Here is a 22,730-nt window from a genome sequence, read left to right as displayed (position 1 = left end):
TTCTACTTCAAGGTGAACGGTTTGCCAAGCAGCGCCTGGTAAGACGCCCTTTGTGAAGACGTCATAATCGCCCTCATTCGTGCATCGTAGCTACTTCGAAGCTTTCTAAGCTGCGGCGCTACGGCCATTTTCGCCGCGTCCAGCTTTCCGCGCACCTCATCGTTGAGCCGCGCCGCTTCCTGCTTCGACTTGGCGACCCTTCCCTTGTACGGTAGGAGCACCTTGTCCAAGGTGGTCTTCTCGATCGCCTTGAATTCGCGCTCGCCCTGGGCGAACGTGTCTTGCTCTTTCTTGATCTGCGCGGCGTTCATCCCGATCCGCTTGGCGACGATCGGATCGCAAAGGGCGGCCAAACCGAACCGCTGCAGCGAGACCTCCCGAAGCCTCCGCAACTGCGGCGGGGTTAGCTCCCCCAGCACGTTCGTCTTCAACTCGTTGTAGTACTGGAGAATCTTCTCGTTGGGGTTCATCTGCTTCCCCGCCATCTGCTTTTCCAGCGCCGCCATCTCCTTTCGGTGGTTGTCGGCATGCTTGTTCATTCGGTCGCGTTGTGCCTTAGTTAGGCCGATCTCTTGTTGAAAAGGCTTCGCCTGAAGCATCACGACATCCGCGCAATGAAAGTCGAACGGGTCCATCGCCGCCGAGGCGACGCCGGACAACAGAAGCGCGGTGGCAGCAAAAATCGTTTTAAACATCTTTCTAATGAATCGTCCCCGGCCCCTGGCTATGCGTAACGTCGAGCTCGGCCCGGGTCAGACCCTCGCAAATGGCGGTGCAGAAAGTCTGGGTCGGGTTCACATGGTGAGGCACGGGCAGCATCTGCGGCGTCGATCCGACCATGATCTGAATAAACAGCTCATAGTCGCCCGGGTGTTCCTCGATAAGCCGACGCAGGTTGAACATCTCGCGTTCCGTGGCCCGCCAAATCGTCAGCGACACCTTCCCCGCCGCCCGGCTCGGCCCGTCCACGGGCAGCAGACTCGCCTCCAGCGGCTTGATGTCCTCGATTCGAACCTCGACCGATTTCTCGCCTCGCATCTCCCGGTGCATCATGAATCCGGTGATCTGCACCACCGAGTCCTTGACGAGCGACTCCCGCAGCTTCTCGAACGTCGCGGGAAACGCGATCGCCCCGACCTGACCGGTGAAGTCTTCCAGCACCAGGGAAGCCATCTTCTTCCCCTCCGCCTTCGTCACGATCGTCCGTAGCTTTGCGATAACGCCGGCCAGCTTGACCGGATGGCTGTCGTCGAGCTCCAGCGCTGCCGCGCAGGTGTGAGAGCCGTTTTGCAAAATCGTCCGCTCGTGCCCTCTCAGCGGGTGATCGGAGACGTAGATTCCCATCACTTCCTTCTCCATCGAGAGGTTATCCCCCCGGCTCGGCATGTCGCACTCGGGCAATGTCGGGTAGGAGGTGTGGGCTGGTCCGCTATCCACCAAGAATTCGAACGAGCTTTGGGTGGACAGTCGCTCTTTGAGCTGCTGGTCGGCAAACTGGAGCGCTCCGTCGACATGGTTGAGCAGCTTCCGCCGGTTGGGGTCGATGCTGTCTAGGGCGCCGGCTCTCACGAGCGCTTCGAGAGCGGTTCGATTCAGCCCAAACGGCTTGGTCCGGTCGCAGAACTCGTACAGGTGCCGGTACGGCCCGTTCTCTTCTCGCTCCTTGATGATCCCTTCGACCACTCCCTCGCCGACCCCTTTGATGGCGGTCAATCCGAACCGGATGGAGTTCGGCGCGGACTTACTCTTTTTCTCTGGCGATCCGCCTGAGATACGCACGGGCGGGCCGCCCGTGCCACCTTCGATGTTGAAGTCGCCAAGCGAGGCGTTGACGTCAGGCTGCAGCACCTGGATCTTCAGCCGTCGGCACTCTTCGATACATGCCGCGACCCGGTCCTCTTTCGAGAGGTAGACGCTAAGCAGCGCCGCCATGTATTCGGTCGGGAAGTTCGCCTTCAGGTAGCCGGTTTGGTAGGAGAGGATCGCGTAGCAAACCGCGTGCGCCTTGTTGAACGCGTAGCCTGCGAACGGGAGCAGGAGCTGCCAGACCTCCTCCGCCACTTTCTCGCTGATACCGGCCGCCGCCGTACCTTCGATGAACTCGACCTTCATGTCGGCCATCGCCTTGGCGTCCTTCTTCCCCATCGCCCGGCGGAGCACGTCGGCTTTGCCCAGGCTGAAGCCGGCGATTGCCTGGACGACCTGCATGACCTGGTCCTGGTAGACGATGACCCCGTACGTCTCCTCCAGGATCGGCTTCATCCGCTCGTCCAGGTACACCGCCTTTTGGCGTCCGAACTTGGTGTCGATGAAGCGAGGGATGTGCTCCATCGGCCCCGGCCGGTAGAGCGCGATCATAGCCGCGAGCTCCCGGATGCTGGCCGGTTTGAGCTGCTGCACATAGCGGGTCATTCCACCGCCCTCAAGCTGGAATACACCGGTCGTCTCGCCTCGGGCGAGCATGTCGAATGTCTTGGCGTCGTCCTCGGGGATCGTCGAAATGTCGAAGTCGATTCCTTGGGTCTGCTTGATCTTGGCGATCGTCCCGCCGAGAACGGTAAGGTTCGAGAGCCCCAGGAAGTCCATCTTGAGCATCCCGATCTTCTCGAGAATGCCCATTTCGAACGCGGTAATCGCCTGGCCATCGTTACCTCGGTAAAGCGGAATGTAGTCGACGAGCGGATCGCGGGAGATGACCACGCCGGCGGCGTGGACGCCTGAGTTGCGGGCGATCCCTTCCACCGTCTTCGCGGTCTCGAACAGCGACTTCATCCGAGGGTCGCCGTCGACGATCTGACGAAATTCCGCGATCTCCGAGTAGGCGCGCTTCAAAGACCAGCCCGGCAGAGTTGGGATGGTTTTCGTCAGCCGGTCGGTCTCTTGCGGGGTGTACCCCTGCACCCGGCCGCAATCCTTGATTGCCGCCTTCGCCCCAAGCGTTCCGAACGTCACGATCTGAGCCACGCGATCGCGGCCGAACCGTTCGGTGACGTACTGGATGATCTCCTCACGCCGGGTGTCCTCGAAGTCCATGTCGACGTCCGGCATGGAGATCCGCTCGGGATTCAAGAACCGCTCGAACGTGAGGCCGTACTCGACCGGGTCGACGTCGGTGATGCCGACACAATACGAAACAAGCGACCCCGCCGCCGAGCCGCGGACTCCGTAGTGAATCCCCTTTCGGCGAGCCTCGTTTGCGAATTCTCGGACGAGCAAGAAGTAGTCGCCGAATCCGGTCTTCTTGATGACCTCGAGCTCGTACTCGAGCCGGGTGAGCGACGCTTCCGGGTCTTTCATCCGCGCGCTCAATCCCTTCTCGGCAAGGTCGCGAAGGTAGGCGAAGCTCTCCATCCCTTCCGGCACTTGCGGCTCCGGCATCGGCGCGCGCTGCTTGTCCAGCTCGACGTTGCACATCTCCGCGATCATCGCGGTGTTTTCCAGCGCTTCCGGATACTCCTTGAAGATCTCGCCCATCTCCACCTGGCTCTTCAAGTAGAACTCGTCGGTGGCGAACTTGAACCGCTTCTCGTCCGCCACCAACGCGCCGGTCTGGATGCAGAGCAGCACGTCGTGCGGCTGGGCGTCCCCTTTGCAGAGGTAGTGGGCGTCGTTGGTAGCAACGAGCGGAAGCTTCAGCTCTTTGGCGATCCGGATGAGGTCCGGGGTGATGCGTCCCTGCTCCGGCAGGCGGTGGTCTTGCAGCTCGATAAAGAAGTTGCCGTGACCGTACATCTCGTCGTACATCCCGGCGATGTACTGGGCACGGTCATAGTTACCCTTGAGCAGCTCTTGGCAAACCTCGGAGCCGAGGCACGCGCTGGTGGCGATGACTCCTTTGCTATGCGCCCGAAGGATCTCGTGGTCTACGCGCGGCTTGTAGTAATAGCCTTCGAGCGCCGCAATCGTGGAGAGGCGGCAGAGGTTTCGATATCCTTCGAGATCCTTGGCGAGGAGCAGGAGGTGGTACGCGTTCTTCTCGCCGTCCCCTTTCTTTTGGTCGATCCCCTGCGGCGCGACGTACGCCTCCACCCCCAGAAGCGGCTTGATCGCCGCCTTCTTGCACTCCAAGTAGAACTCCATGACCCCGAACATGACGCCGTGATCGGAGATGGCCAGCGAGCTCATCTCCATCTCCTTGGCCCGCTTCACCATGTCGGGAATGCGGTTGGCGCCATCGAGCAGGGAGTACTCGGTGTGGTTATGGATGTGACAGAACGTCTTCGACATTCGAAAAAGAAGGATTGCCAAGGCGGAACGCCCGGACCCTCTATTGTGACGTTCCACCCGCCCCAGACGCAGCAGGAAAGTGGGGATAGGAGCGTTGATTCCTCAGCCGGCCCTCCGCAGCCCGTGGCGTGGGCGCTGAAACGATTATGAACGCGTTTATCTGCAACGAACTGGCCTGAAACCTTACACTTGGCGCATTTACCTAGACAACTTTCCACTTTGCAGATCGAAGATGCTGCGATAGGATACGTTTTAGTAAACGCGTTCAATTAGCCATGGCCACTATCCGCGACGTTGCGAATAAAGCGAAGGTTTCGACCGCCACCGTGTCGAACGTTCTCAACGCGCACTCGGGCCGAGTCCGCCCGGAGACCCGCGAACGCGTCTTAGCGGCGATCCGCGACCTGCGCTACCGGCCGACCGCCCGGGAGGAAAAGCAGGCGACGATTCTCACCCAAAACATCGGCGTGATGATGACGGATCTCGCCAAAAACCCGATTCTCCGCCACGACTACTTCCGAAACATCCTCGACGGAATCCTGGAATCCGCGATGTTTCGAGGGTGGAGCGTCACGATCTTCACCGAAAAGATGTGGGGCGACCACGGACTTTCAATTCGGAGAACCTATGACGGCCGTTGCGACGGCCTCATCCTTGTGGCCTCGAACGAAGACCACGAGGTGGTGCACTCTCTCAACGAACGCGGCGTCCCCATCGTCTTGGTCGGAAACAGCGCCACGCTTCCCGGAATTTCGAGCGTCGATATCGACAACGAGTCCGCGGGCTCGCTGGCGGCCACCCACCTTATTGCGCTGGGACACCGCCGCTTCGGATTTGTCGAAACAACAGATTCCCCAACCGCCGGAGAACGCGAACGGGGATTCCGCCGCATTCTGTGCGAAGCCGGGTTCGGGGGGGACGATTATCGCGTTTACTCACCCCGAGGTAGCGGCTCGGTTGGCCGGCTCGTCGACGAGATCCTTTCCGGGAAATCCCGTCCGCCCACCGCTTTCTTTGCATGGCACGACGAAGCCGCTTCGGCGCTGATCGAAGCGTTCCGCTCCCACGGCGTCTGCGTGCCCGAAGATGTGTCGGTCGTGGGGGTCGATGGATTAGTTCGCATCAACGATTCGGCCCTCCAACTCACCACCGTGCCCCAGCCGTTCCACTCCATTGGCAAGCGGGCGGCCAGCCTGCTGATCGACCGCCTGGTCGACCCAACTCAACCCGCGGAGGTGGTGCGTTTTGCCGTCGAGCTCAGGCCCGGCGGCACCACGTGCCGTCCACCCCAAGATCTTGAACCTATTTCCCTCTCCGACATCGCAGTCCTATCGAGCTAACGAAGGCTATCTATCATGAAAAATCGAGCATTCACCCTCATCGAGCTACTCGTCGTGATCGCGATCATCGCGATCCTCGCGGCGATCCTATTCCCCGTCTTCGCCCAGGCCAAAGCCGCGGCTAAGCGCACCTCCGAGCTTTCCAACACCAAGCAGCTCGGCCTCGCCAGCATCATGTACGCCGGCGACACGGACGACGTCTTCCCCACCGCCGCCGTCTTCGACTTCGGCGATAACAACGCCGAGCTATATTGGTCCAAGAAGACTCTTCCCTATGTAAAGAGCCTCGATCTATACCGCTCCACCCTCGACACCGTCCCCGCCCCGGGTGGGTTCGGGCCGTACATTTCGTTCGCGGCGAACGCGACGATGGGTGGTCCGGGAATGAGTGACAACGTCGCTTCCGGCATCTTCGGAGTGACGAATCGGGGATGGGAAGGCCCCGGCAACGATTGGTTCAAGGGCGGCACGATCAGCTCCACGTCGGTCACCAAGCCGGCCGAGACGATTATGCTTGCGCCGAAGTACAGCAGCGACACCAAGAAGCTGCCTGGCTTCGATTGGATCGGCGGTACCTCCGCCTACATCTGGCCGCAGCAACTTTTCATGTGGGACTACACCGGAAACGACGGAGACTTCTACGAAGTTTGGTCCTCCGCGACCCCGGACGGAACGCGAAAGCGAGCCTCCAACGGCCAGCCGGCCGCTTATCCGGCCGGACTCGAAGGTGGGGTTTCGATGAGCAACGGCCAATCGAGCTTCGTGTTCTCCGATGGGCACGCGAAGTCGCTCAAGCCGGTCGCCACCAATCCCGACGGAACGGGACAGCCGGCAAAGAACATGTGGAACTCCAAGCGTAGCGACTAGTATCGTGACACCACGCTCCGGCCTTAATGGCCGGAGCGATAAGCCAATGAAGAACCTAATCTATTGCGCAACCTTTTTATTGGGAGCCGGGTTATTGGTCGGATGCAGCGGGGGAGACGACAAGATGACGCCCGCTCAAAACGCGGAAATGAAAGCCGCGTTCGAACCTAAAAACGCGGTCGACCCCAGCAAGTTAACTCAGGTCCAGAAAGAAAAGATGGCCCAATATGCGGGCGGGGGTGTGAGCGCCCCGAGTAAACCCAAATAATCGCTCAATGCGCTTTTTATCGTTCGTAAAAAAGCGTCCTGTTCTTCGCGCTACCGCCCTGTGTGGGGTAGCGCTTCTCTCTGCGTTCGCATGGGCTGACCCGGTGACGATCCGCTACGCTTGCGCCACGACCGGCGACAATTTAAAGGAGCTTCGAAAGCAGGTCGCCGAGTTCGAGGCAATTCACCCGAATATCCGTATCAAGGTCGAGCCGATCGTCGACACCTACGAGAATAAGCTGCTCGCGAGCTACGCGGCAAACGACGCGCCGGACGTCGCGAACATGAATCCGAACCGGTTTCGGATGTTCGCCGGCCGCGGCGCCCTCGTTCCCCTCTCAACCTTTTCGGACCTGAACGGCCCGGACGTCGACCTCGCAGGGCGGTATCCGAACTACATAAAGGCGTTTACCTACGAGAACAAACTGTACGCGATTCCCCGAGACGTCGCCTGTTCCGCCTACATCTACTACAACAAGCGCCTCTTTCGCGAAGCGAAGATTCCATACCCGGATGGAACCTGGACCTGGGACACCAACACCCGCCCCGAGCTTCGCGAGCACGACTTCGTTTGGGTGATGAGCGAGCTCACCAAGCGACGCCCGGGCGAAGCGAGGCCGTTCCAATACGGGTTCGCCCCGTCCTGGCCGCAGTTATGGATGGAGACCCTGCTCCTCTCTAGCAACGTGCGGATGTGGGACAACGACGATCACCCGACCAAGCTGTTCCTCGACCGGCCGATGAACGTCGAGGTGTTTCAGTTTGCGGCCGACTGCATCAACCACAATCACTGGATTCCGAGTAACAACGACGTCTCCATGGGCGCCGGCTCGTCGATGCAAGACGAGTTCCGAAAGGGCAAGATCGCGATGATCGAGTCCGGGGCTTGGGAAATAAAAGATATGCGGGAGAAAATGCGCGAGGATTGGGACATCGCGCCGTTTCCTCGCTTCGCCCGCGGCACCACCGCTTCTCTACCCGGCGAGGGGAACGGCCTCGCGATCTTCAGCACGTGCCAACACAAGAGCGAGGCTTGGGAATGGATCAAGTTCTTCTGTGGGCCGAAATCGCTGGCCGCGATGGCACGGGCGGGAGAGAGCCAACCTTCGCTTCGAAAGCTCTCCCAAACGCCGGGGGTTTGGCTTCCCGCTCCCGATGCGACCGGAGCCGCTCGCCTGCCCGAGCACCTTGGCATCACCGACGAAGCCGTCTTGCGGGTCCGACACGTGCAAACGCCGGACTGGTTCAGTGGAATCGCGAACGATCTTGGGGGAAATTACTACTCCGTCCTGGCGGGCGAGCATACGGCGAAAGAGGCACTGACCAATCTCCAGCGCGACGAGCCGGGAAAGTTAGCGCTTGCGCTCCGCCGGGTAGACGCACCTCCGTATCCATTCGCCCCCGCCGTGGTCGTTGGGGTTCTCTTGGTGCTCGCGCTCGTGGCATGGATCTACCTGCCGGAGCGGCGAAAGAAACGCACGAGGAGCGAGCGGGCGGAAGGGCGCAGCGCCTACCTGTTCCTCATCCCCTGGCTCGTCGGCCTGGCCTTTACAATCGGCCCGATGATCTATTCCCTCTTGCTGAGCTTCGCAGATTCGGACATCATCCAAACGCCAAGGTGGCGTGGAATCGGGAACTATGCTGACGCTCTGAATCCCGCAATCGACGACACTCTCTACGTTTCGCTTAAGCAGACATTCATCTATGCCGTTCTCAGCATGCCGCTCGGAGTGGCGTCCGCGTTCTTACTGGCGCTCCTCTTGAACCAAAAAGTGAAGGGAGTGCCGCTGTTTCGAGCGCTCTACTACATGCCGTCCCTCGCGAGCGCAGTGGCGATGTCGCTGATCTGGATGCGCCTCTTCGATAAGGACCACGGCGCCATTAACTACCTCTTGTATGGCGCGGACGGAAAGTCCGGCTTCCTCCACCTCGGGCCGCTGATCAGCAACTTCCTCGGCACCCCGGGAGATCCGATCAACTGGATCGGTAGCGCCAAAACAGTGATTCCCGCCTTCATCATCATGGGAATGTGGGGCGCGGGAGGCGGAACGATCATGTTCCTCGCCGGCCTTCAAGGAATCGAGCCAAGTTATTACGAGGCCGCGACCCTAGACGGGGCGTCGAATTGGCGGAGGTTCCGGAACGTGACGGTTCCGATGATGACGCCGTACCTCTTCTTTTCCACGATCACGGGGGTGATCGGGGCTTTGCAGGTTTTCGGTCAATCATTCGTGATGACCGGCGGCGGACCTGATCGGGCCACACTCTTTTACGTCGTCTGGCTCTACCAAAAAGCGTTCGGCGAGCTTCGAATGGGCTACGCCTCCGCGCTCGCATGGATTCTCTTCGTGATCATCCTGCTCATCACCGTTCTCCAGTTCGGCATCGCCCGTAAGTGGGTCTATTACGAAGGAGATCTAAAGTGATCGCCCCCATCCGGAGCGCTATCGAGAGCCCCCCTCTCCCTCCTCGGGATGCATGTGCCCGACGAGGGAGAGGGGGGTTGGGGGTGAGGGAGTCCGGAAGTGGCACGGGCAGCCCGCCCGTGGATCCCAGGGGCGGCTCGCCCCTGTAAAGACTGTCGCCGTAGGCCCAAATCCAGGGCGACCGCCTTTGCAGGCAACGTGCGACGGAACATGGGCGGGCCGCCCATGAGAAACACGGGCGAGCCGCCCGTGCCACGGCGGGGGGTGACTCAGCTTCGCCTGAATCGGGCGATTCTGTACGCGGTACTGCTAACCGGAGCGGTCATGTTCATGGCGCCGCTCTACATCATGGTCTCGCTGTCGCTGAAGACGCCGGATGAGATCTCGAACAGTTCCATGTGGTCTTGGCCCGCCCACGCGACCCTTGCGAACTACGCGAAAGTGCTCACCGATCCAGAGCTAAATTTCTTCCGGAAGTTCGTCAACACGCTTTTCCTAGCGGCGGCGCCGACGATCGCATCTGTGCTGACCGGAGCCATGGTCGCCTACCCGTTCGCGAGATTACGATTTCCCGGACGCGACCGGCTTTTCCTTATCCTGTTAAGCACGATGATGCTTCCGGGCGTAGTGACGATGATTCCCGGCTACGTGCTGATGGCCAACCTTGGATGGATCAACACTTATAAGCCTTTTATCATCCCAGCCTTCTTCGGCGGGGGCGCGTTCGGAATCTTCTTGATCCGGCAGTTCATGATGGCGATCCCCCGCGAGCTCGACGAAGCGGCCAAGATCGACGGAGCGAGCCATGCGACCATCTTCTGGAGGATTCTGCTTCCAAACTGCGCGCCCGTATTGGCGACCCTCGGGGTGCTCGGCTTTGTCGGTGGATTCAAGGATTTCCTCGGGCCCCTCCTCTATCTCAGCGATCCCGACCTGATGAATTTGGAGGTCGCGCTTCGTTCCCTTCAGAGCTCTCACAAGACCGAATTTCACTTACTGATGGCGGGATCGATGATCGTCCTGCTGCCCATCTTCCTAATCTTCCTATTCGGCCAACGCTACTTCGCACGCGGGATCACGCTGTCGGGAGGCAAATGAGCCAACTCGTGATGAGACGCGACCGGCTGGACGTCTTGCCGGGAGAGCCACCGCTGGCCGGCAATTACCTGCTTCGCGAAGCGGTCGAGGCCGATGCTTCTGGATTGGCATCCGTATTGACGGCGGCGTTCGGTGACGAGTGGACCGAAGCAGATGTTTTCGAGCGGCTGCTTCGAGCCCCGGATGTTCGCCGGACGTTCGTTATCGTTTCCGATCAGGGGGTCGTGGCGACCGCATCCTCGCAAACCATCCCCGACCGGTGGCCCGATTCGGGAGTGGTCCACTGGGTGGGCGCCGAGCCCGCGCACGCGGGACGCGGGCTTGGTTACGCGGTGTGCCTCGCCGTGCTTCGCGACCACCGCGACGCCGGGCTGACAAGCGCAGTCCTTACCACGGACGATGAACGGTTGGCCGCAATCCGAACCTACCTAAAGCTCGGCTTCCGACCCTTGGAGTGCGATTCAGACCACGGAGCCCGGTGGGCGGCGGTATTCGGGAAGCTCGCTCAGACGGAGACGGCAAAGTGAAGAAGATCGTATTTCGAGCCGACGACGCGGGTTCCAGCGAAGGCGCAAATATCGCCATTCTCCGAACCGTCCGGGAGGGAGTGGTGAGGAACGTGGGAGTGATGGCCCCTGGTCCGGCCCTTTCGAGCGCGGCGGAGCTCCTTCGGGACCTGGAAGGCGTAAATCTCGGACTCCACGTCACTCTCAACGCCGAGTGGGATCGCGTGAAATGGGGGCCGGTATTGCCGGCAGCGGAGGTTCCCTCGCTTGTCGAGGTCGACGGCTCTTTCACTTCCGAGCCGGCGACTCTGAAGGAACGGGGCTTCTCAGTGGACGAAGCAATGGCCGAGGTGGCCGCGCAGCTCGCGAAGCTGAGGGAGTCGGGTTTGCGAATCGACTACCTCGACGAGCATATGGGGGTTGGCTGGATCGGGCTGGTTGATCGACTCGAGGAGTTCTGCAGTAAAAAGGGTCTGGTTTTTGCGCGGCGGGTTCCTTTCCTCGAAGGGAGCCAAACGCAGGACGTTTCGGCCCTGCTGGAAACGATTTCCGCGGCTTCGGATGCGCCCCACGTGGTAGTGGCCCACCCCGGTTCCGACGTGGATCCGACGATGAGGCAATTCACCCTTGGCGGAATGCAGCCGGGCGAGGTGCTGAGGGAACGAGCTCAGGATCGCCGGGTCTTGACCGATCCGCGCCTAGTGGATGCCGTTCGCCAAGGGCGGATTCTCTCCATGACCTATCGCGAGGCGGCGCAATGAGGAGGAGTACATGAGTGCCTTTACGTCGGTGTTGTTGATGGTGGTGATCGCCACCGGGATCGGGCAGGGGACAACCAAGCCCAAAGGAGTTCCATTGCGAGAATTGACCACGGCGATCGATCGCCTAGTAGCCCGCATCGATGCGATCGAACCGACGGCCCAGCCTAACCTTTTCCGTCGGCATCTCCGCTCCGTGCGGGCACTTCTGCTCACCGAAGAAGGTCGAGCGGCAATCTACTGTGGCGGCGCCAACGACGTCAGCGCCCAAACCACGGAGATTGTGAGCCAGTTACAGCGAGGGTTCGACGCGGATGCCGGCGACTGGAATAGCTACCTCGAGGGTCGCCGATCCCTGCTGATGGCGTACGTCTCGAAACGAGATAACACGGTAGCCCATTATTGGCTGACGCTCCCCAAGAGCTGGCAGCCGGAACAGGCATATCCTCTCTATTTCGAACTACACGGGGCCGGCGACCCTCACCCGCTTGGGTGGGCGCAAGGCCAGCTTGGGTTGCCGGAGGGCGTCAAGGCGGAGGAATATAAGCGACCGACGATGGTGCCGATGGTGGAACGCCTCGGATTTCACGTCTATCCATTCGGCCGCGGCAACTCCGGATACACCGACATCGGAGAAACCGATGTTTGGGAGGCATTGGCGGACGCCGAAGCTACCGTAAAGCTGGACCCGGCCCGGTACTATCTCTACGGGTTCAGCATGGGCGGCGGCGGGACGTGGAGGATCGCGACTCGAACTCCGGACAAATGGGCGGCCGCCGCGATGCTAGCGCCCGCGGCGCGCTCGATGAAACAAGACGCCGCCGTCGGCCTCGGTAGAAACGTGGCGAACCTTCCCCTGTGGATCTGGGTAGGCGCGGATGATGGCCTCGCCCCCACCGCCCGCCTCCTCCGCGACGAGATCGCCAAGTACGGGCCGATGCCGCCCTACCGCGAGGAGCCGGCGACGGGGCATAACTATCTTCAAGAGGCTCAACGGGCGGCGATGCGTTTCTTCGACGGCAAGGTGAGAAAACGCCCGTCACATTTCGCGTTCGTCGCCGATACCGCGGAGCACAACGGAGTTTGGGGCGTGACAATGGTTCGCGACCTCGCCGTCAGCGGATCGCCAAGCTTCGAATGCACCGTCGACGGATCGTCGGTGAAAATCGACAGCCAAGGCACTCCCAAACTAACCGTCGACCTCCTCGCGATGGGGTTGACCGGCGAAGTTACCGTAACGTGGAACGGCCGCAAGGCCTACCGCGGCCCCGCCAAGCTCGTAACGATCGACCCCTAGGCGTCCTCCGGAGCCCCCTCTCCCTCCTTCGGATGTATGTGCCGAACGAGGGAGAGGGGGTTGGGGGTGAGGGAGTCCGGTCCGGAAAGTGATGATTGATTATTGATATGTGACGGTCCGGGCTCAACGGACCGCCGCTCTCATGGTCATTCACAAAATAGATTGACAATAAAGGTTCACCCGTAGCCCGGAGATTTATCCCCAGAGAGACCTTGAACCGCGGCTAAAGCACGGGCTACGAGTGAAATCAGACAAGGGAAATGTAAACCTGATTTGTCAATGACCATCAGGCCGGCCCTCGCCACCAATATTGGGAGAGATTGATCTGACGCCGTTCACTTCTGGGCAGGCGGTAGGTTCTGCGACCACCTGCCGTAAGCTGGCGAGGCAAGAAGATATGCGCAAGGAGGACCGCCTCGGAGTTCGCAACGGACGGGCCCCTGTTCCGCAGGCAGGAATCCCGGAAATGAGCCCGTGCCGCTCTACTTAGGACGGACTATTGCCTCTGTGCCCACTCGATCAGTTGGTCTTCGAGGGCGTCCTGCTGGGCATTCACCTTCTGCCGGGAGGGGTCTTCTTCGAACCAGGCAAGAATCTCCTCCGCGCCTCGGCGGAACGGGATATTCGCCGACCAGTTTGGGGCGATACGCTTGATCTTCGTGTTATCGAAGACCATGCTGTTCGCTTTGTCGCCCAGCAGACCGGCGCCCCAGCCGGGATCGACGGCGTTGATCGTGTCGGACGAGATATGGACCATCTCGGCCTTCGTACCGGCCGCTTCGGCGACCTGGTCGTAGATCTGGTTCCAGCTCAGCCACTCGTCGCTTGTGATGTGGAATGCGTCGCCGATCGTATGCGGATTCCCAAGCATAGGCACGAAAGCGGCGGCGAAATCTCGGTGGTGAGTAAGGACCCAGAGCGACGTACCGTCGCCATGAACTACAACCGGCTTGCCGCGTCTCATCCGGTCGACGACCGTCCAACCATGATCGAACGGCAGGAGGGTCCGGTCGTACGTGTGGGATGGACGGACGATAGTGGTGGGAAACTTCTCGTCCCGATAAGCTCGCACCAGCATCTCTTCGCAGGCGATCTTGTTTCGGGAGTACTGCCAGTAGGGGTTGTCGAGCACCGTCGATTCGGTGACCGGGAGACTCGAAGGCGGGGTCTGGTAGGCGCTGGCGGAGGAGATAAAGACGTACTGGCCGGTGCGCCCGCGAAACACGTCGAGGTCTTGCTGGATGTGATCGGTCGTGAAGGCGATCCAGTTCACCACGGCGTCGAACTTCATGTCGCCGATGGCGCTTTCCACGGAGGCGCGGTCGCGAATGTCTCCATGCAGTACCTTCGCCCCCACCGGCACTCCGCGGTGCGATTGGCCTCGATTCAAAAGATAGAGGTCGATCCCCGATTCAATCGCAAGCGGAGAGCAGGCCGAGGAGATGATCCCCGTGCCGCCGATGAAGAGAACGCGCATGCGAACGTTTTACCCCCGTAGTGGCGGCATCTTCTTTCGTGGCACCGGCTTCCAAGCGATAGCCCAGCCCGGCAGGATGCCGGGGGGACACGGGAGAAGATGCCGGCAGGGATGCCGACACTACTTATCGCCTGGCAGTTTGCGGCGTGCGGCGCTGCGCCTGAGGCGCGCGCGGGCGCGGGAAGCGGTTGGACGGGCCGCGGTTGGCGCCGAAGTGGCCATGGGCCGATTCGGCCGGGCGGACCGAGGAGGGGAGGAGATGCCGGCCGATCAGGCGCTCGATGCGCCGAACCTCTCCGACCTGCTCCGGAGTCGCGATCGTAATCGCTCGCCCAGTCTCACCGGCTCGACCCGTTCGGCCGATACGGTGGATGTAATCCTCCGGCTGGTCCGGAAGGTCGAAGTTTACGACCACCGAGATCTGCTTGACATCGATGCCTCGGGCAGCGATGTCCGTCGCCACGAGCACTCGATAGGTCCCGTGTTTGAACCCCTCGAGAGCCGCCTTTCGCTGGGCCAGAGTCCGGTCGGAGTGAAGCTCCGCGGCGGAGTGCCCCATGAGCCGAACCTGTTTGGCAACCTTCTTGGCGCCGTGTCGGGTTCGAGCGAAGACGAGGATCGTGCCGGAGTTATCTCCGAGCAGCTTCTCAAGGAAACTCAGCTTGTCGATCTGCGGAACAAGGTGCAGCTCTTGATCGACGAGTTCCGCGGTGGTACCCGCGGGGGCGACCTCCACTCGAATCGCATTCTGTTGAAACTCGTTGGCGAGCTTCGCGATCTCGGGCGGCATCGTCGCCGAGAACAGCATCGTCTGGCGCTTCGCCGGAACCCGAAGAAGAATCTTGCGGATCGCGGGGAGGAATCCCATATCGAGCATCCGATCCGCTTCGTCCAATACGGCGACCGACACTTGGTCGAGCCGGATGGTGTTCTGAGTCAAGTGATCCAGAAGGCGGCCCGGCGTGGCAATGATCACGTGCGGGCGGCTACGAAGCAGGGAGATCTGGCGGCCCATAGGGGCGCCGCCGATCAGCACGGCAGTGCGGATGCCAAAGCTAGAGCCGACGCGTCGGAGCGTCTCTTCAATTTGCAGTGCTAACTCGCGCGTCGGCGCGAGAACGAGACCCACGCCGTCGTTCAGCACACGCTCCAGCATCGGAAGACCGAAGGCAAGGGTCTTACCCGTGCCGGTCTGAGCGATGCCGATGACATCTCGGCCGGAAAGTCCGGCGGGGATGGCTGCTTGCTGAATGGGGGTCGGTTGAGTGAATCCTTCGCGGGTGACGGCAGTTAGAGTGCGGGCGGAAAGGCCCAGGTCTGCAAAGGAAGTTGTGGATTCGGTTGTCTTGGCGGTCATTAGTAAGCCTGCGATAATGCGCAGGGCTTTTTATTATGACGCCAAATTAAGATAAGGCGTTTGGCGCTGGGGCATTGGGCGCTAGGCGGATGGTAAAGCGCCACCTTAACACCGCCCAATGCCTTAGCGCCAAACGCCCATTTACCTCCTCTTCGGATGGCTCTTAAAGAACTGCCAAAGAAGATCGGCGGCGTCAACGTCGGGTGTGGACTCGTGGCCGGGGCGCGTGAGGCCGCCGGGCCAGGCGTGGACTCCGTTGGCGATGGAGACGAGAATGACTTCCGCGCCTAGGCGGCCACCGGAAAAAGTCTCCGTGGCGACGTTTCCGTTGGCCGACATCGTCTGGCACGGAGTTTTGGCGCAGCCGTCTTGACCGGCCCACCATTGAGCCGACTCTTCCGCGCCGATACCAGCGAGAAGGGCGGAAGCGCTCTTGTCGTAAGCGACCATCGAATCCTTCTTGCCGTGGATCAACATCGCCGAAACCGGAGATGCCGGCGCTGGAATTGCCTTCTGGCCGTCGGCGTTCGGCAGACCCACCGTGCCGGCAACGGCGCCTATCGCCGCGATTCGATCGGAAAGGCGCGCGCCGGCCAGATGCGCCAGCATTGCTCCGTTCGAGAATCCGGCGACGTAGACGCGGTCCGGATCGACTCCGACTTCGGTCTCGACTTGGTCGATCACGTGTCCGACGAATCCCACGTCGTCGGCATGCTTGCCGCTCAGATCGAGGAAGCCGACGTTCCAGCCCTGCGGCTGGCCCAAACCGTCGGGTGTTACCAGAATGAACCCTTCCTTTTCCCCCTTTTCGGCCATGCGGCTATACGCCTCGAAGGTCTGGGCGGACCCGGTCCACCCGTGAAGCAACACGACGAGCGGAAGCCGCCGGGTGGCGTCGTACGCTCGGGGGACCCGAAGGATATAGTGCCGGGTCACCCCATCGGAGGGCAATGTTTCCGAGTACCTCCCCGGCGCTTTACTCGGCAGCGCGGTCGATTTGGGGAGCGAGGTTTGCGAACAGCCGAAGCTGGATAAGGCAACCGCCAGAAGAATTAAGCCGAGACGTCCACGCACGAAACTATCTTACGTTGGAACCGGGCGGACGTTACCCTTTTCGAGCCGCCCAGAAGTCGGCCGACGTCTGAACCGGCACGACTTCAAACTCGACGATGTCGCCCCAAAAATCGAGCCAGGGAGTCAACGCCTTCACGTTGGGAGCTTCCATGATCTGAAAGCATCGGGCTCCCGAAGACTCCATCCAACTGGCGATATAAGAAACATTGTCTGGGAGCATCCGGCCGCTGCGCGCGAACCGTTCGCCGACCGGCTTCAGCCCGGCCTTGAAAGTTTCGATCACCATAATCAGCATAGAAAGAAGTATGTCCCGACTGTGTTAGGCTGCTTTGCAAGGGGATCATATTGAGACGAATCGACTTAATCGGCCGGCGAAGGGTTTACGACGGGTTTTGCAAGCTCGATGTTATCGAGCTTCGATACGAGGCTCGTGACGGCTCGATGAGCGAGCCGATCAAGCGTGAGGTAATCGAACGAGGGGACGCGGTCGGAGCCCTCGTTCGCAAAGATGAGAACTTTCTCTTCGTCCGCCAGCTTCGCCCGCCGATGATCCGACACGAGGAGCCCTGGCTCGTCGAGATCGTCGCCGGGGTGATCGACGAAGGAGAGAGCGCCGAAGAATCGGCCCGGCGAGAGGTCGAAGAGGAGATCGGCTACCGCGTCCGGTCGCTCGAGCCACTGGGAGTGATGTACGGCTCGCCAGGAGCTCTCTCGGAGCGAGTCGACCTGTACTTTGCGGACGTCTCGGGCGAAGAGCCGGTCGGCGAGGGAGGTGGAGTGGACGAGCACGAAGATGTGGAACTGGTTTCGATCGCGATCGAGGAGGCATTCGAAATGCTCGACCGGGGGGAGATACGGGACGCCAAGACCCAGATCGCCTTGATGCATTGGCGCTGGAAAAGCAGCTCGCAAGGAACTTAAGATTGGAGCAGAACGGATCTCTGGCCATTCGAGCCGCGGTATTGAGCGAGCAAAAGTGCGAGCCGCTGGACGTGGAACAGGCCATCTCGGCGGTTATGGACGGGTCGCGCCTCGTCTGGCTCCACATTCGATGGGAGGATCAGGACGACGCCCGGAAGTTCCTTATCGAGCGACTCAAATTCCACCCCTTGGCGGTTGAAGATGCGCTAAACGAAACGGAGAGACCCGCGCTTCAAGAATTCGGTCCATCGGTCTTTCTCAGTGTTGGCGTGCCTGTTCAGGCCAAGACCACGGACATCGATTTCGCCGAGCTCGCGTTCTTCCTTCGCGACCACTCGTTGGTTACCGTGGCTCGGGCAGACCTGGAGGTCGTGGACGACTGGTTTCACCGTTGGGAGGACCACCCCGACCGCATCGGAGATCACCCAGCATTCTTGATGCACGCGCTCTTGGACGCCGCCGTCGATTCTTACTTCCCGATCCTCGACGAAATCGAGGAGATGACGGACGACCTTACCGAGAAGATCTTCGACGGCGACGCTACCCAGCTTCCGAACATCATGCGGTTGAAGCGGTCGCTGCTCGGCCTTCGGCGGGCCATCACCCCCACCCGGGACGTGATGAACAGCCTTTTGCGACGCGATTTCACCCAAGTGCCCGCCGATTCAAAGATTTACTTCCAGGACGTGTACGACCACGCGCTCCGATTAGCGGAGCTAATCGACTCAAACCGGGACGCCCTAACCTCGGTGCTCGACGTACACCTCTCCACCGTCTCGAACAACCTGAACAACGTCATGAAGAAGATGACGATCCTATCGACGGTTCTTATGACCGCCGCCTTAATTGCCGGAATCTACGGCATGAACTTCGATAAGATGCCCGAGCTGCATTGGCGATACGGCTATCCGTTCGCGATTGGACTAATGGTCGCTTCGGCGGCGGTCACGCTGCTCATTTTTAGGAAGATTCGCTGGCTTTGACGCGACGAATCCGGGTGCGGCAGGTTGCAAGCAGTCGCGGGCCGTCGCGGAGGATGCGGGCGGCCACCTCCGGCGTCGCGGTAGCAGTCGTCGCCCGCTCGGCGCGCTCGCAGATGTCGGCGAAGGCGGTCGCGCCGATCGACCGGCTGCTCCCCTTCAGCGTATGGGCGATGTGCTTGACGCCGGTAAGGTCCTCTTTCGCAACGCAGGCGCGCAAGTCGTCCAGCAGTTTGTCGGTCGACTCGACGAAGGTGTTAAGGACCTCGGCAAGAAAGGCGCTGTCCTCTCCGAATACGGAGAGAATGTATTCCTGATCGAGGCGCGCAACCCCATCGGAATCAGAGACATCGATCCACGCGGCTATCTTTTCTTGCAATTCTTCCCTTCGCAACGGCTTACTTAAATAGTCGTCCATCCCGGCTTCGAGACATCGTTCCCGATCTCCGACCATGGCGTGGGCGGTCATCGCGACGATCGGCAAATGCCTGCCGGTGGCGTCGTCTCGTTCGCGGATCCGTCTCGTCGCCTCGAGGCCGTCCATCAAGGGCATTTGGATGTCCATGAGGACCATGTCGAAATCGGTTTCCCCAGTGTACGCAACCGCTTCGACTCCCGTCGACGCGATCTGGACGATTAATCCCTCTCTTTCAAGTTGACGTACCGCCACCTGCTGGTTTACGGAATTGTCCTCCACCAAGAGCACCCGGGCCGAGCGGATTGTTTCGTCCGGCAAGCGCTCCTGCGGAATCCGTTGTGCAAACGCTCGGGATACGGCGTCGATGATTCCTCGACGAGTGAGCGGTTCAAAAATCGCCTCCGAAATGCCGGCAGGAATCCGTGAGCCGCGCTTTACAAGGGCGACGATGCGGCCCTGCGGGTTTTCCGCTTCCGCATTCCGCGCATCGAACAAGACGGCGTCGTAATCCCTCTCGACCGGAACCACAGCCGCGCCGAGGCTCAGCAAAGCACCCTGGGCAAATACGACGAGGTCCGGATCGCCGCTGACTACCGCGATTCGACGTCCAAGAAGGCGCCGCTCTTCCTCCACGCATTCAACGTGCGGAACATCTAGGTCCAGCCAGAAGCAGCTTCCTTTGCCGGGCTCACTTTGCAGGCCGAGGGAGCCTCCGAGCAGTTGGGCCAGTTGGCGAGCGATCGACAGGCCGAGGCCGGCTCCTCCGTGCTTGCGGGTAGTAGAGCCGTCGGCCTGGGTAAATGCCCCGAAGACCGCTGCCTGCCGATCGACCGGGATGCCGATTCCGGTGTCGGACACCATGATACGCGGCTTGCCGCTTTCCATTCGGAGCGATACCGTGACCTTCCCCTCGTCGGTGAACTTGACTGCGTTGCCGACGAGGTTGGTCAGAACCTGGCGAAGCCTGACGGGATCGGTCGCATAGGTCCAAGAGTGCCGCCAATCGATGTCGATCTCGAACCCGAGCCCCTTTTCTTCAGCACGAACGGCGAAGCTCACGGCTACCCGTTCGACAACGTCGGCCAGATCCACCGGCAGCGACTCCAGCGACATCTTCCCCGCTTCGATTTTGGAGAAGTCGAGAATATCGTTCAGGATCGTGAGAAGGCTTTCCGCGCTATCCCGAATGGTCCGACTCAGGTCGCGCTGGCCGGCGTCCAAGGTCGTATCGAGGAGCAGGTCGGCCATCCCGATGACGCCGTTCATCGGGGTACGGATCTCATGGCTCATGTTCGCCAGGAACTCCGACTTGAGGCGGGAACTCTCTAGCGCCGCCTCTCGGGCAGCGACCAATTCGTGCTGATTCGTTACGCGCTCGGTAATGTCCGCGCAGATGCCGAGCATTTGCCGTTCGCCGGTCTCCGGGTCGATGATGGGACGCTTGACAGTCTGAAGCCATCGATCTCCGTTGGCCGAAGAAAGCCGCTCCTCGAACGATTGCTGCTCGAGGCCGGTTTCGATGACCATCCGGTCCATGGCAAGGAACCCCGCAACCTCGTCCGCGTGTGGATTGTAGTCGGCGTCGGTCTTACCGATGATCTCTTCGGGCGTCGTGCCGTAGGCGGCGGCGAGCGACTTATTGGCGAGTAAGAAAGCTCCGTCCCAGTTTTTGACGAAGATGAAGTTGGGGTCCGTATCGATGACGCTTCGCAAGAATTCGCGCTGAGTCGCGAGTTGTTTCGCCGCTAGCTTTTGCTCGGTGATGTCCTGGATCGCGCCAAGGATCCCGATTACCTTTCCGCCCTCCCAGTTCGGTCTCCCTAAGACCCGAAAATGTCTCGTGGAGCCGTTGGCGGGGGTGAACTCGATCTCCATATCGACCTGTTTCCCATTTCTAACATCGAAAAACGCTTTCTTTGCCCGGGCCTTTGAGCTGACCGAAAGCAACCTTAAAAATTCCTCGAAGGTCGGCTCGCCGAGGGACCGATCGCGCTCGAAGAGCGCATAGGTCTGGGCGCTCCAACTGACGGTGTGGTCGACGATACCGATCTCCCAGCTTCCGAGACGCGCCAGACGCTGAGCCTCCACGAGAAACTCCTGGCTCCGTTCCAACGCCATCTCCGCGAGCTTCGCCTCCGTAACATCCTGAGCCGAGCCGACGAGTTGGACGATCTTGCCGGAGTCATCTCGGACCGCTCGTCCGATCGATCGCATGTAAAGCTCTCCGTTCGGAACGCGCATCCGAACGATCGTGTCGAACGGCTCGCCGGTCTCCGCCAGGCATCTACCGATGGCCCTAAAGCCGTCTTCATCCGCCGGATGGAGGAGCGTGTGAAACACTTCGAGCGTGGGCTCGCCCTGGGAAGGGTCCATCCCAAGGACCCGATACATGTTTTTGCTCCAAGTCACCCGGCCGGAAGCGATGTCCACCTCCCATGAACCGATCTTCGCCAACCGCTGAGATTCTTCGAGGCGGGCTTCGCTCTCGCGCAGACGCTGCTCTTTTCGAAGGCTCTCCGAAATGTCCTGCCCGATCGAGATCAGGTATTGGACGTTTCCCTCTTCGTCGTTAATGACGTTGTTCGACCAACGGATTCGCTTCAGCTCGCCATCGCGAGAGAGCCAGGTGTTTTCCACCTGCGGCTCGAACTTTCCTTCCGAAAGGCTTTTGAGCGCCCGGTCGACCCTTCCGCGGTCTTCTTCCGGAATAAAGAGCTCGTGGAATTGGTGGCCCGCGACCTCGTCGAACCGGTATCCGGTGACCCTCTCGCACTCCTGATTGAAGCGAATAATTCGCCCATCTCTTTGAAGAACGACGACCAGACTGCCCGCGGTGTGGAGGATCGCTTCGCTAAAATCGCGCTCGTCCTTCAACGCGCGAAGGGAGTTGTGAGCCTCCGTAACGTCGCGAAGGGTGCCGAACACCTCGACGCGGCTGTTCTCATCCGGGCTTCGACGACAGGAGATGTCGACCCAACGGAAGTCTCCCAACCGGTGAAGGCAACGCAAGGTCACCCCTGAGACCGGCTTTCGCGTCCGGCTCATTTCTAGGATTAGGCCGCGAAGCTTAGGCGCGTCTTCCGGGTGCAAAAATTCGAGGACCGGTCTCCCGATCGACCTCAGAACCGAGTGGCCGGTCAATTCTTGCCACGCTCGATTTAGATACGACCAGCATCCGTTTCGGTCAACTTCGAAGACGACCTCGCGAATATTCTCGAGGATCAGCCGGCTCCGCTGCTCGCTCTGTTCGAGCTCTAGCTCGAGTTGCTTACGCGCGGTGATGTCGGCCTGAAGGGTGATCGTTCCGGAATAGAGCTCTCCGTCAAAAATCGGATTGATCGCAAGCGTGCACCAGTACGGGGTGCGGTCCTTCTTATAGTTGACGATCTCGCCTTTGAAAGGCACGCGAGCGGCCACGGCCTCGCCGATCGCTTGAACCACATCGACACTCGTTTCGGGACCGTCGAGGATCTCCGCGAGGGTGCGGCCCACCACCTCTTCTCTTGTGTACCCGGTCGTCTCCGTGAAGGCTTGGTTGACCCAAGCGATATGCCCTTCGACATCCTGAATAATTACGGAATGGCCCGTCTGCTCGGCGACGAGGGAAAGGCGGCGATATTCGGCGGTATCGTCAGGGGGTACCCAAGGGTTTGGACCTGCAGGACGTTCGGACACAGCCATCTCGGGTTATCTTCGGTCAGTCCTCCTTTAAACGCA

17 protein-coding genes are annotated in these 22,730 nt (G+C 60.5%); 10 read left to right on the top strand and 7 right to left on the bottom strand.

Annotated features, from left to right (window positions below):
• Nucleotides 1-2: 2 nt before the first annotated feature.
• Complete coding sequence (locus OP10G_RS18755) at nt 3-695, bottom strand: hypothetical protein (protein WP_025228898.1); 693 nt, start codon at nt 693-695, stop codon at nt 3-5.
• A gap of 4 nt (nt 696-699) precedes the next feature.
• The gene (locus OP10G_RS18750) at nt 700-4,227 is read right to left on the bottom strand and encodes a DNA polymerase III subunit alpha (protein ID WP_025228899.1); all 3,528 of its coding nucleotides are present in this window, start codon (nt 4,225-4,227) and stop codon (nt 700-702) included.
• A gap of 275 nt (nt 4,228-4,502) precedes the next feature.
• Here OP10G_RS18750 and OP10G_RS18745 point away from each other — a divergent pair, with 275 nt between their 5' ends.
• The 8 genes from OP10G_RS18745 (at nt 4,503) to OP10G_RS18710 (ending at nt 12,786) form a co-directional block, all read left to right on the top strand.
• Nucleotides 4,503-5,567: a LacI family DNA-binding transcriptional regulator gene (locus OP10G_RS18745; protein WP_025228900.1), complete on the top strand. Its 1,065-nt coding sequence runs from the start codon at nt 4,503-4,505 to the stop codon at nt 5,565-5,567.
• A gap of 15 nt (nt 5,568-5,582) precedes the next feature.
• Nucleotides 5,583-6,434, top strand: coding sequence for a prepilin-type N-terminal cleavage/methylation domain-containing protein (locus OP10G_RS25035; RefSeq protein ID WP_025228901.1), 852 nt, complete (start codon nt 5,583-5,585; stop codon nt 6,432-6,434).
• A 46-nt stretch (nt 6,435-6,480) separates the two neighbouring features.
• Nucleotides 6,481-6,702: a hypothetical protein gene (locus OP10G_RS18735; RefSeq protein WP_025228902.1), complete on the top strand. Its 222-nt coding sequence runs from the start codon at nt 6,481-6,483 to the stop codon at nt 6,700-6,702.
• Between the two features lie 103 nt (nt 6,703-6,805).
• The gene (locus tag OP10G_RS25030; RefSeq protein WP_025228903.1) at nt 6,806-9,127 is read left to right on the top strand and encodes an extracellular solute-binding protein; all 2,322 of its coding nucleotides are present in this window, start codon (nt 6,806-6,808) and stop codon (nt 9,125-9,127) included.
• Nucleotides 9,128-9,352: 225 nt separating this feature from the next.
• Complete coding sequence (locus OP10G_RS18725) at nt 9,353-10,225, top strand: carbohydrate ABC transporter permease (RefSeq protein WP_052547838.1); 873 nt, start codon at nt 9,353-9,355, stop codon at nt 10,223-10,225.
• Nucleotides 10,222-10,752: a GNAT family N-acetyltransferase gene (locus OP10G_RS18720; RefSeq protein ID WP_025228905.1), complete on the top strand. Its 531-nt coding sequence runs from the start codon at nt 10,222-10,224 to the stop codon at nt 10,750-10,752. Before OP10G_RS18725 ends, OP10G_RS18720 begins: the two co-directional genes overlap by 4 nt.
• Nucleotides 10,749-11,492 (top strand): carbohydrate deacetylase, encoded by a 744-nt coding sequence (locus tag OP10G_RS25025; RefSeq protein WP_025228906.1) that lies wholly within the window; start codon nt 10,749-10,751, stop codon nt 11,490-11,492. Before OP10G_RS18720 ends, OP10G_RS25025 begins: the two co-directional genes overlap by 4 nt.
• A gap of 10 nt (nt 11,493-11,502) precedes the next feature.
• Nucleotides 11,503-12,786: an alpha/beta hydrolase gene (locus OP10G_RS18710; protein WP_025228907.1), complete on the top strand. Its 1,284-nt coding sequence runs from the start codon at nt 11,503-11,505 to the stop codon at nt 12,784-12,786.
• Between the two features lie 496 nt (nt 12,787-13,282).
• Here the strand turns inward: OP10G_RS18710 and OP10G_RS18705 are convergent, their stop codons facing one another.
• From OP10G_RS18705 to OP10G_RS18690, 4 genes are all read right to left on the bottom strand, one after another.
• Complete coding sequence (locus OP10G_RS18705) at nt 13,283-14,263, bottom strand: SDR family oxidoreductase (protein ID WP_025228908.1); 981 nt, start codon at nt 14,261-14,263, stop codon at nt 13,283-13,285.
• A 124-nt stretch (nt 14,264-14,387) separates the two neighbouring features.
• A complete protein-coding gene (locus OP10G_RS18700) occupies nt 14,388-15,620 on the bottom strand; it encodes a DEAD/DEAH box helicase (protein ID WP_025228909.1) in 1,233 nt (410 codons plus the stop codon).
• Between the two features lie 141 nt (nt 15,621-15,761).
• Nucleotides 15,762-16,694 (bottom strand): extracellular catalytic domain type 1 short-chain-length polyhydroxyalkanoate depolymerase, encoded by a 933-nt coding sequence (locus OP10G_RS25020; RefSeq protein ID WP_025228910.1) that lies wholly within the window; start codon nt 16,692-16,694, stop codon nt 15,762-15,764.
• Nucleotides 16,695-16,725: 31 nt separating this feature from the next.
• Complete coding sequence (locus tag OP10G_RS18690; RefSeq protein ID WP_025228911.1) at nt 16,726-16,989, bottom strand: DUF3303 domain-containing protein; 264 nt, start codon at nt 16,987-16,989, stop codon at nt 16,726-16,728.
• A 50-nt stretch (nt 16,990-17,039) separates the two neighbouring features.
• Here OP10G_RS18690 and OP10G_RS18685 point away from each other — a divergent pair, with 50 nt between their 5' ends.
• Both OP10G_RS18685 and corA read left to right on the top strand, forming a co-directional pair.
• Nucleotides 17,040-17,615 carry an NUDIX domain-containing protein gene (locus OP10G_RS18685; protein ID WP_025228912.1) on the top strand — a complete coding sequence of 192 codons (576 nt, stop codon included), beginning with the start codon at nt 17,040-17,042 and terminating at the stop codon, nt 17,613-17,615.
• Nucleotides 17,616-17,617: 2 nt separating this feature from the next.
• Nucleotides 17,618-18,598, top strand: a complete 981-nt coding sequence (gene corA, locus OP10G_RS18680) for a magnesium/cobalt transporter CorA (RefSeq protein ID WP_025228913.1) — start codon at nt 17,618-17,620, stop codon at nt 18,596-18,598.
• Here corA and OP10G_RS18675 read toward each other — a convergent pair.
• Nucleotides 18,576-22,694 carry a PAS domain S-box protein gene (locus tag OP10G_RS18675; RefSeq protein ID WP_025228914.1) on the bottom strand — a complete coding sequence of 1,373 codons (4,119 nt, stop codon included), beginning with the start codon at nt 22,692-22,694 and terminating at the stop codon, nt 18,576-18,578. The genes corA and OP10G_RS18675 overlap by 23 nt on opposite strands.
• Between the last annotated feature and the right edge of the window lie 36 nt (nt 22,695-22,730).

It is taken from the genome of Fimbriimonas ginsengisoli Gsoil 348, assembly GCF_000724625.1.
GTDB classification, from domain to species: Bacteria; Armatimonadota; Fimbriimonadia; order Fimbriimonadales; family Fimbriimonadaceae; genus Fimbriimonas; species Fimbriimonas ginsengisoli.
Note: the sequence above shows the minus strand (reverse complement) of the source record. Positions and strands in the feature narration are given on the sequence as shown.

What these genes read in the sequence shown, in the direction of transcription:
- OP10G_RS18710 (WP_025228907.1), top strand. Translation starts at nt 11,503, where the DNA reads ATGAGTGCCTTTACGTCGGTGTTGTTGATGGTGGTGATCGCCACCGGG.
- OP10G_RS25035 (WP_025228901.1), top strand. Translation starts at nt 5,583, where the DNA reads ATGAAAAATCGAGCATTCACCCTCATCGAGCTACTCGTCGTGATCGCG.
- OP10G_RS18755 (WP_025228898.1), bottom strand. Translation starts at nt 695, where the DNA reads ATGTTTAAAACGATTTTTGCTGCCACCGCGCTTCTGTTGTCCGGCGTC.
- OP10G_RS18750 (WP_025228899.1), bottom strand. Translation starts at nt 4,227, where the DNA reads ATGTCGAAGACGTTCTGTCACATCCATAACCACACCGAGTACTCCCTG.
- OP10G_RS18690 (WP_025228911.1), bottom strand. Translation starts at nt 16,989, where the DNA reads ATGCTGATTATGGTGATCGAAACTTTCAAGGCCGGGCTGAAGCCGGTC.
- OP10G_RS18735 (WP_025228902.1), top strand. Translation starts at nt 6,481, where the DNA reads ATGAAGAACCTAATCTATTGCGCAACCTTTTTATTGGGAGCCGGGTTA.
- OP10G_RS18720 (WP_025228905.1), top strand. Translation starts at nt 10,222, where the DNA reads ATGAGCCAACTCGTGATGAGACGCGACCGGCTGGACGTCTTGCCGGGA.
- OP10G_RS18700 (WP_025228909.1), bottom strand. Translation starts at nt 15,620, where the DNA reads ATGACCGCCAAGACAACCGAATCCACAACTTCCTTTGCAGACCTGGGC.
- OP10G_RS18745 (WP_025228900.1), top strand. Translation starts at nt 4,503, where the DNA reads ATGGCCACTATCCGCGACGTTGCGAATAAAGCGAAGGTTTCGACCGCC.
- OP10G_RS18725 (WP_052547838.1), top strand. Translation starts at nt 9,353, where the DNA reads ATGAGAAACACGGGCGAGCCGCCCGTGCCACGGCGGGGGGTGACTCAG.
- OP10G_RS18705 (WP_025228908.1), bottom strand. Translation starts at nt 14,263, where the DNA reads ATGCGCGTTCTCTTCATCGGCGGCACGGGGATCATCTCCTCGGCCTGC.
- OP10G_RS18675 (WP_025228914.1), bottom strand. Translation starts at nt 22,694, where the DNA reads ATGGCTGTGTCCGAACGTCCTGCAGGTCCAAACCCTTGGGTACCCCCT.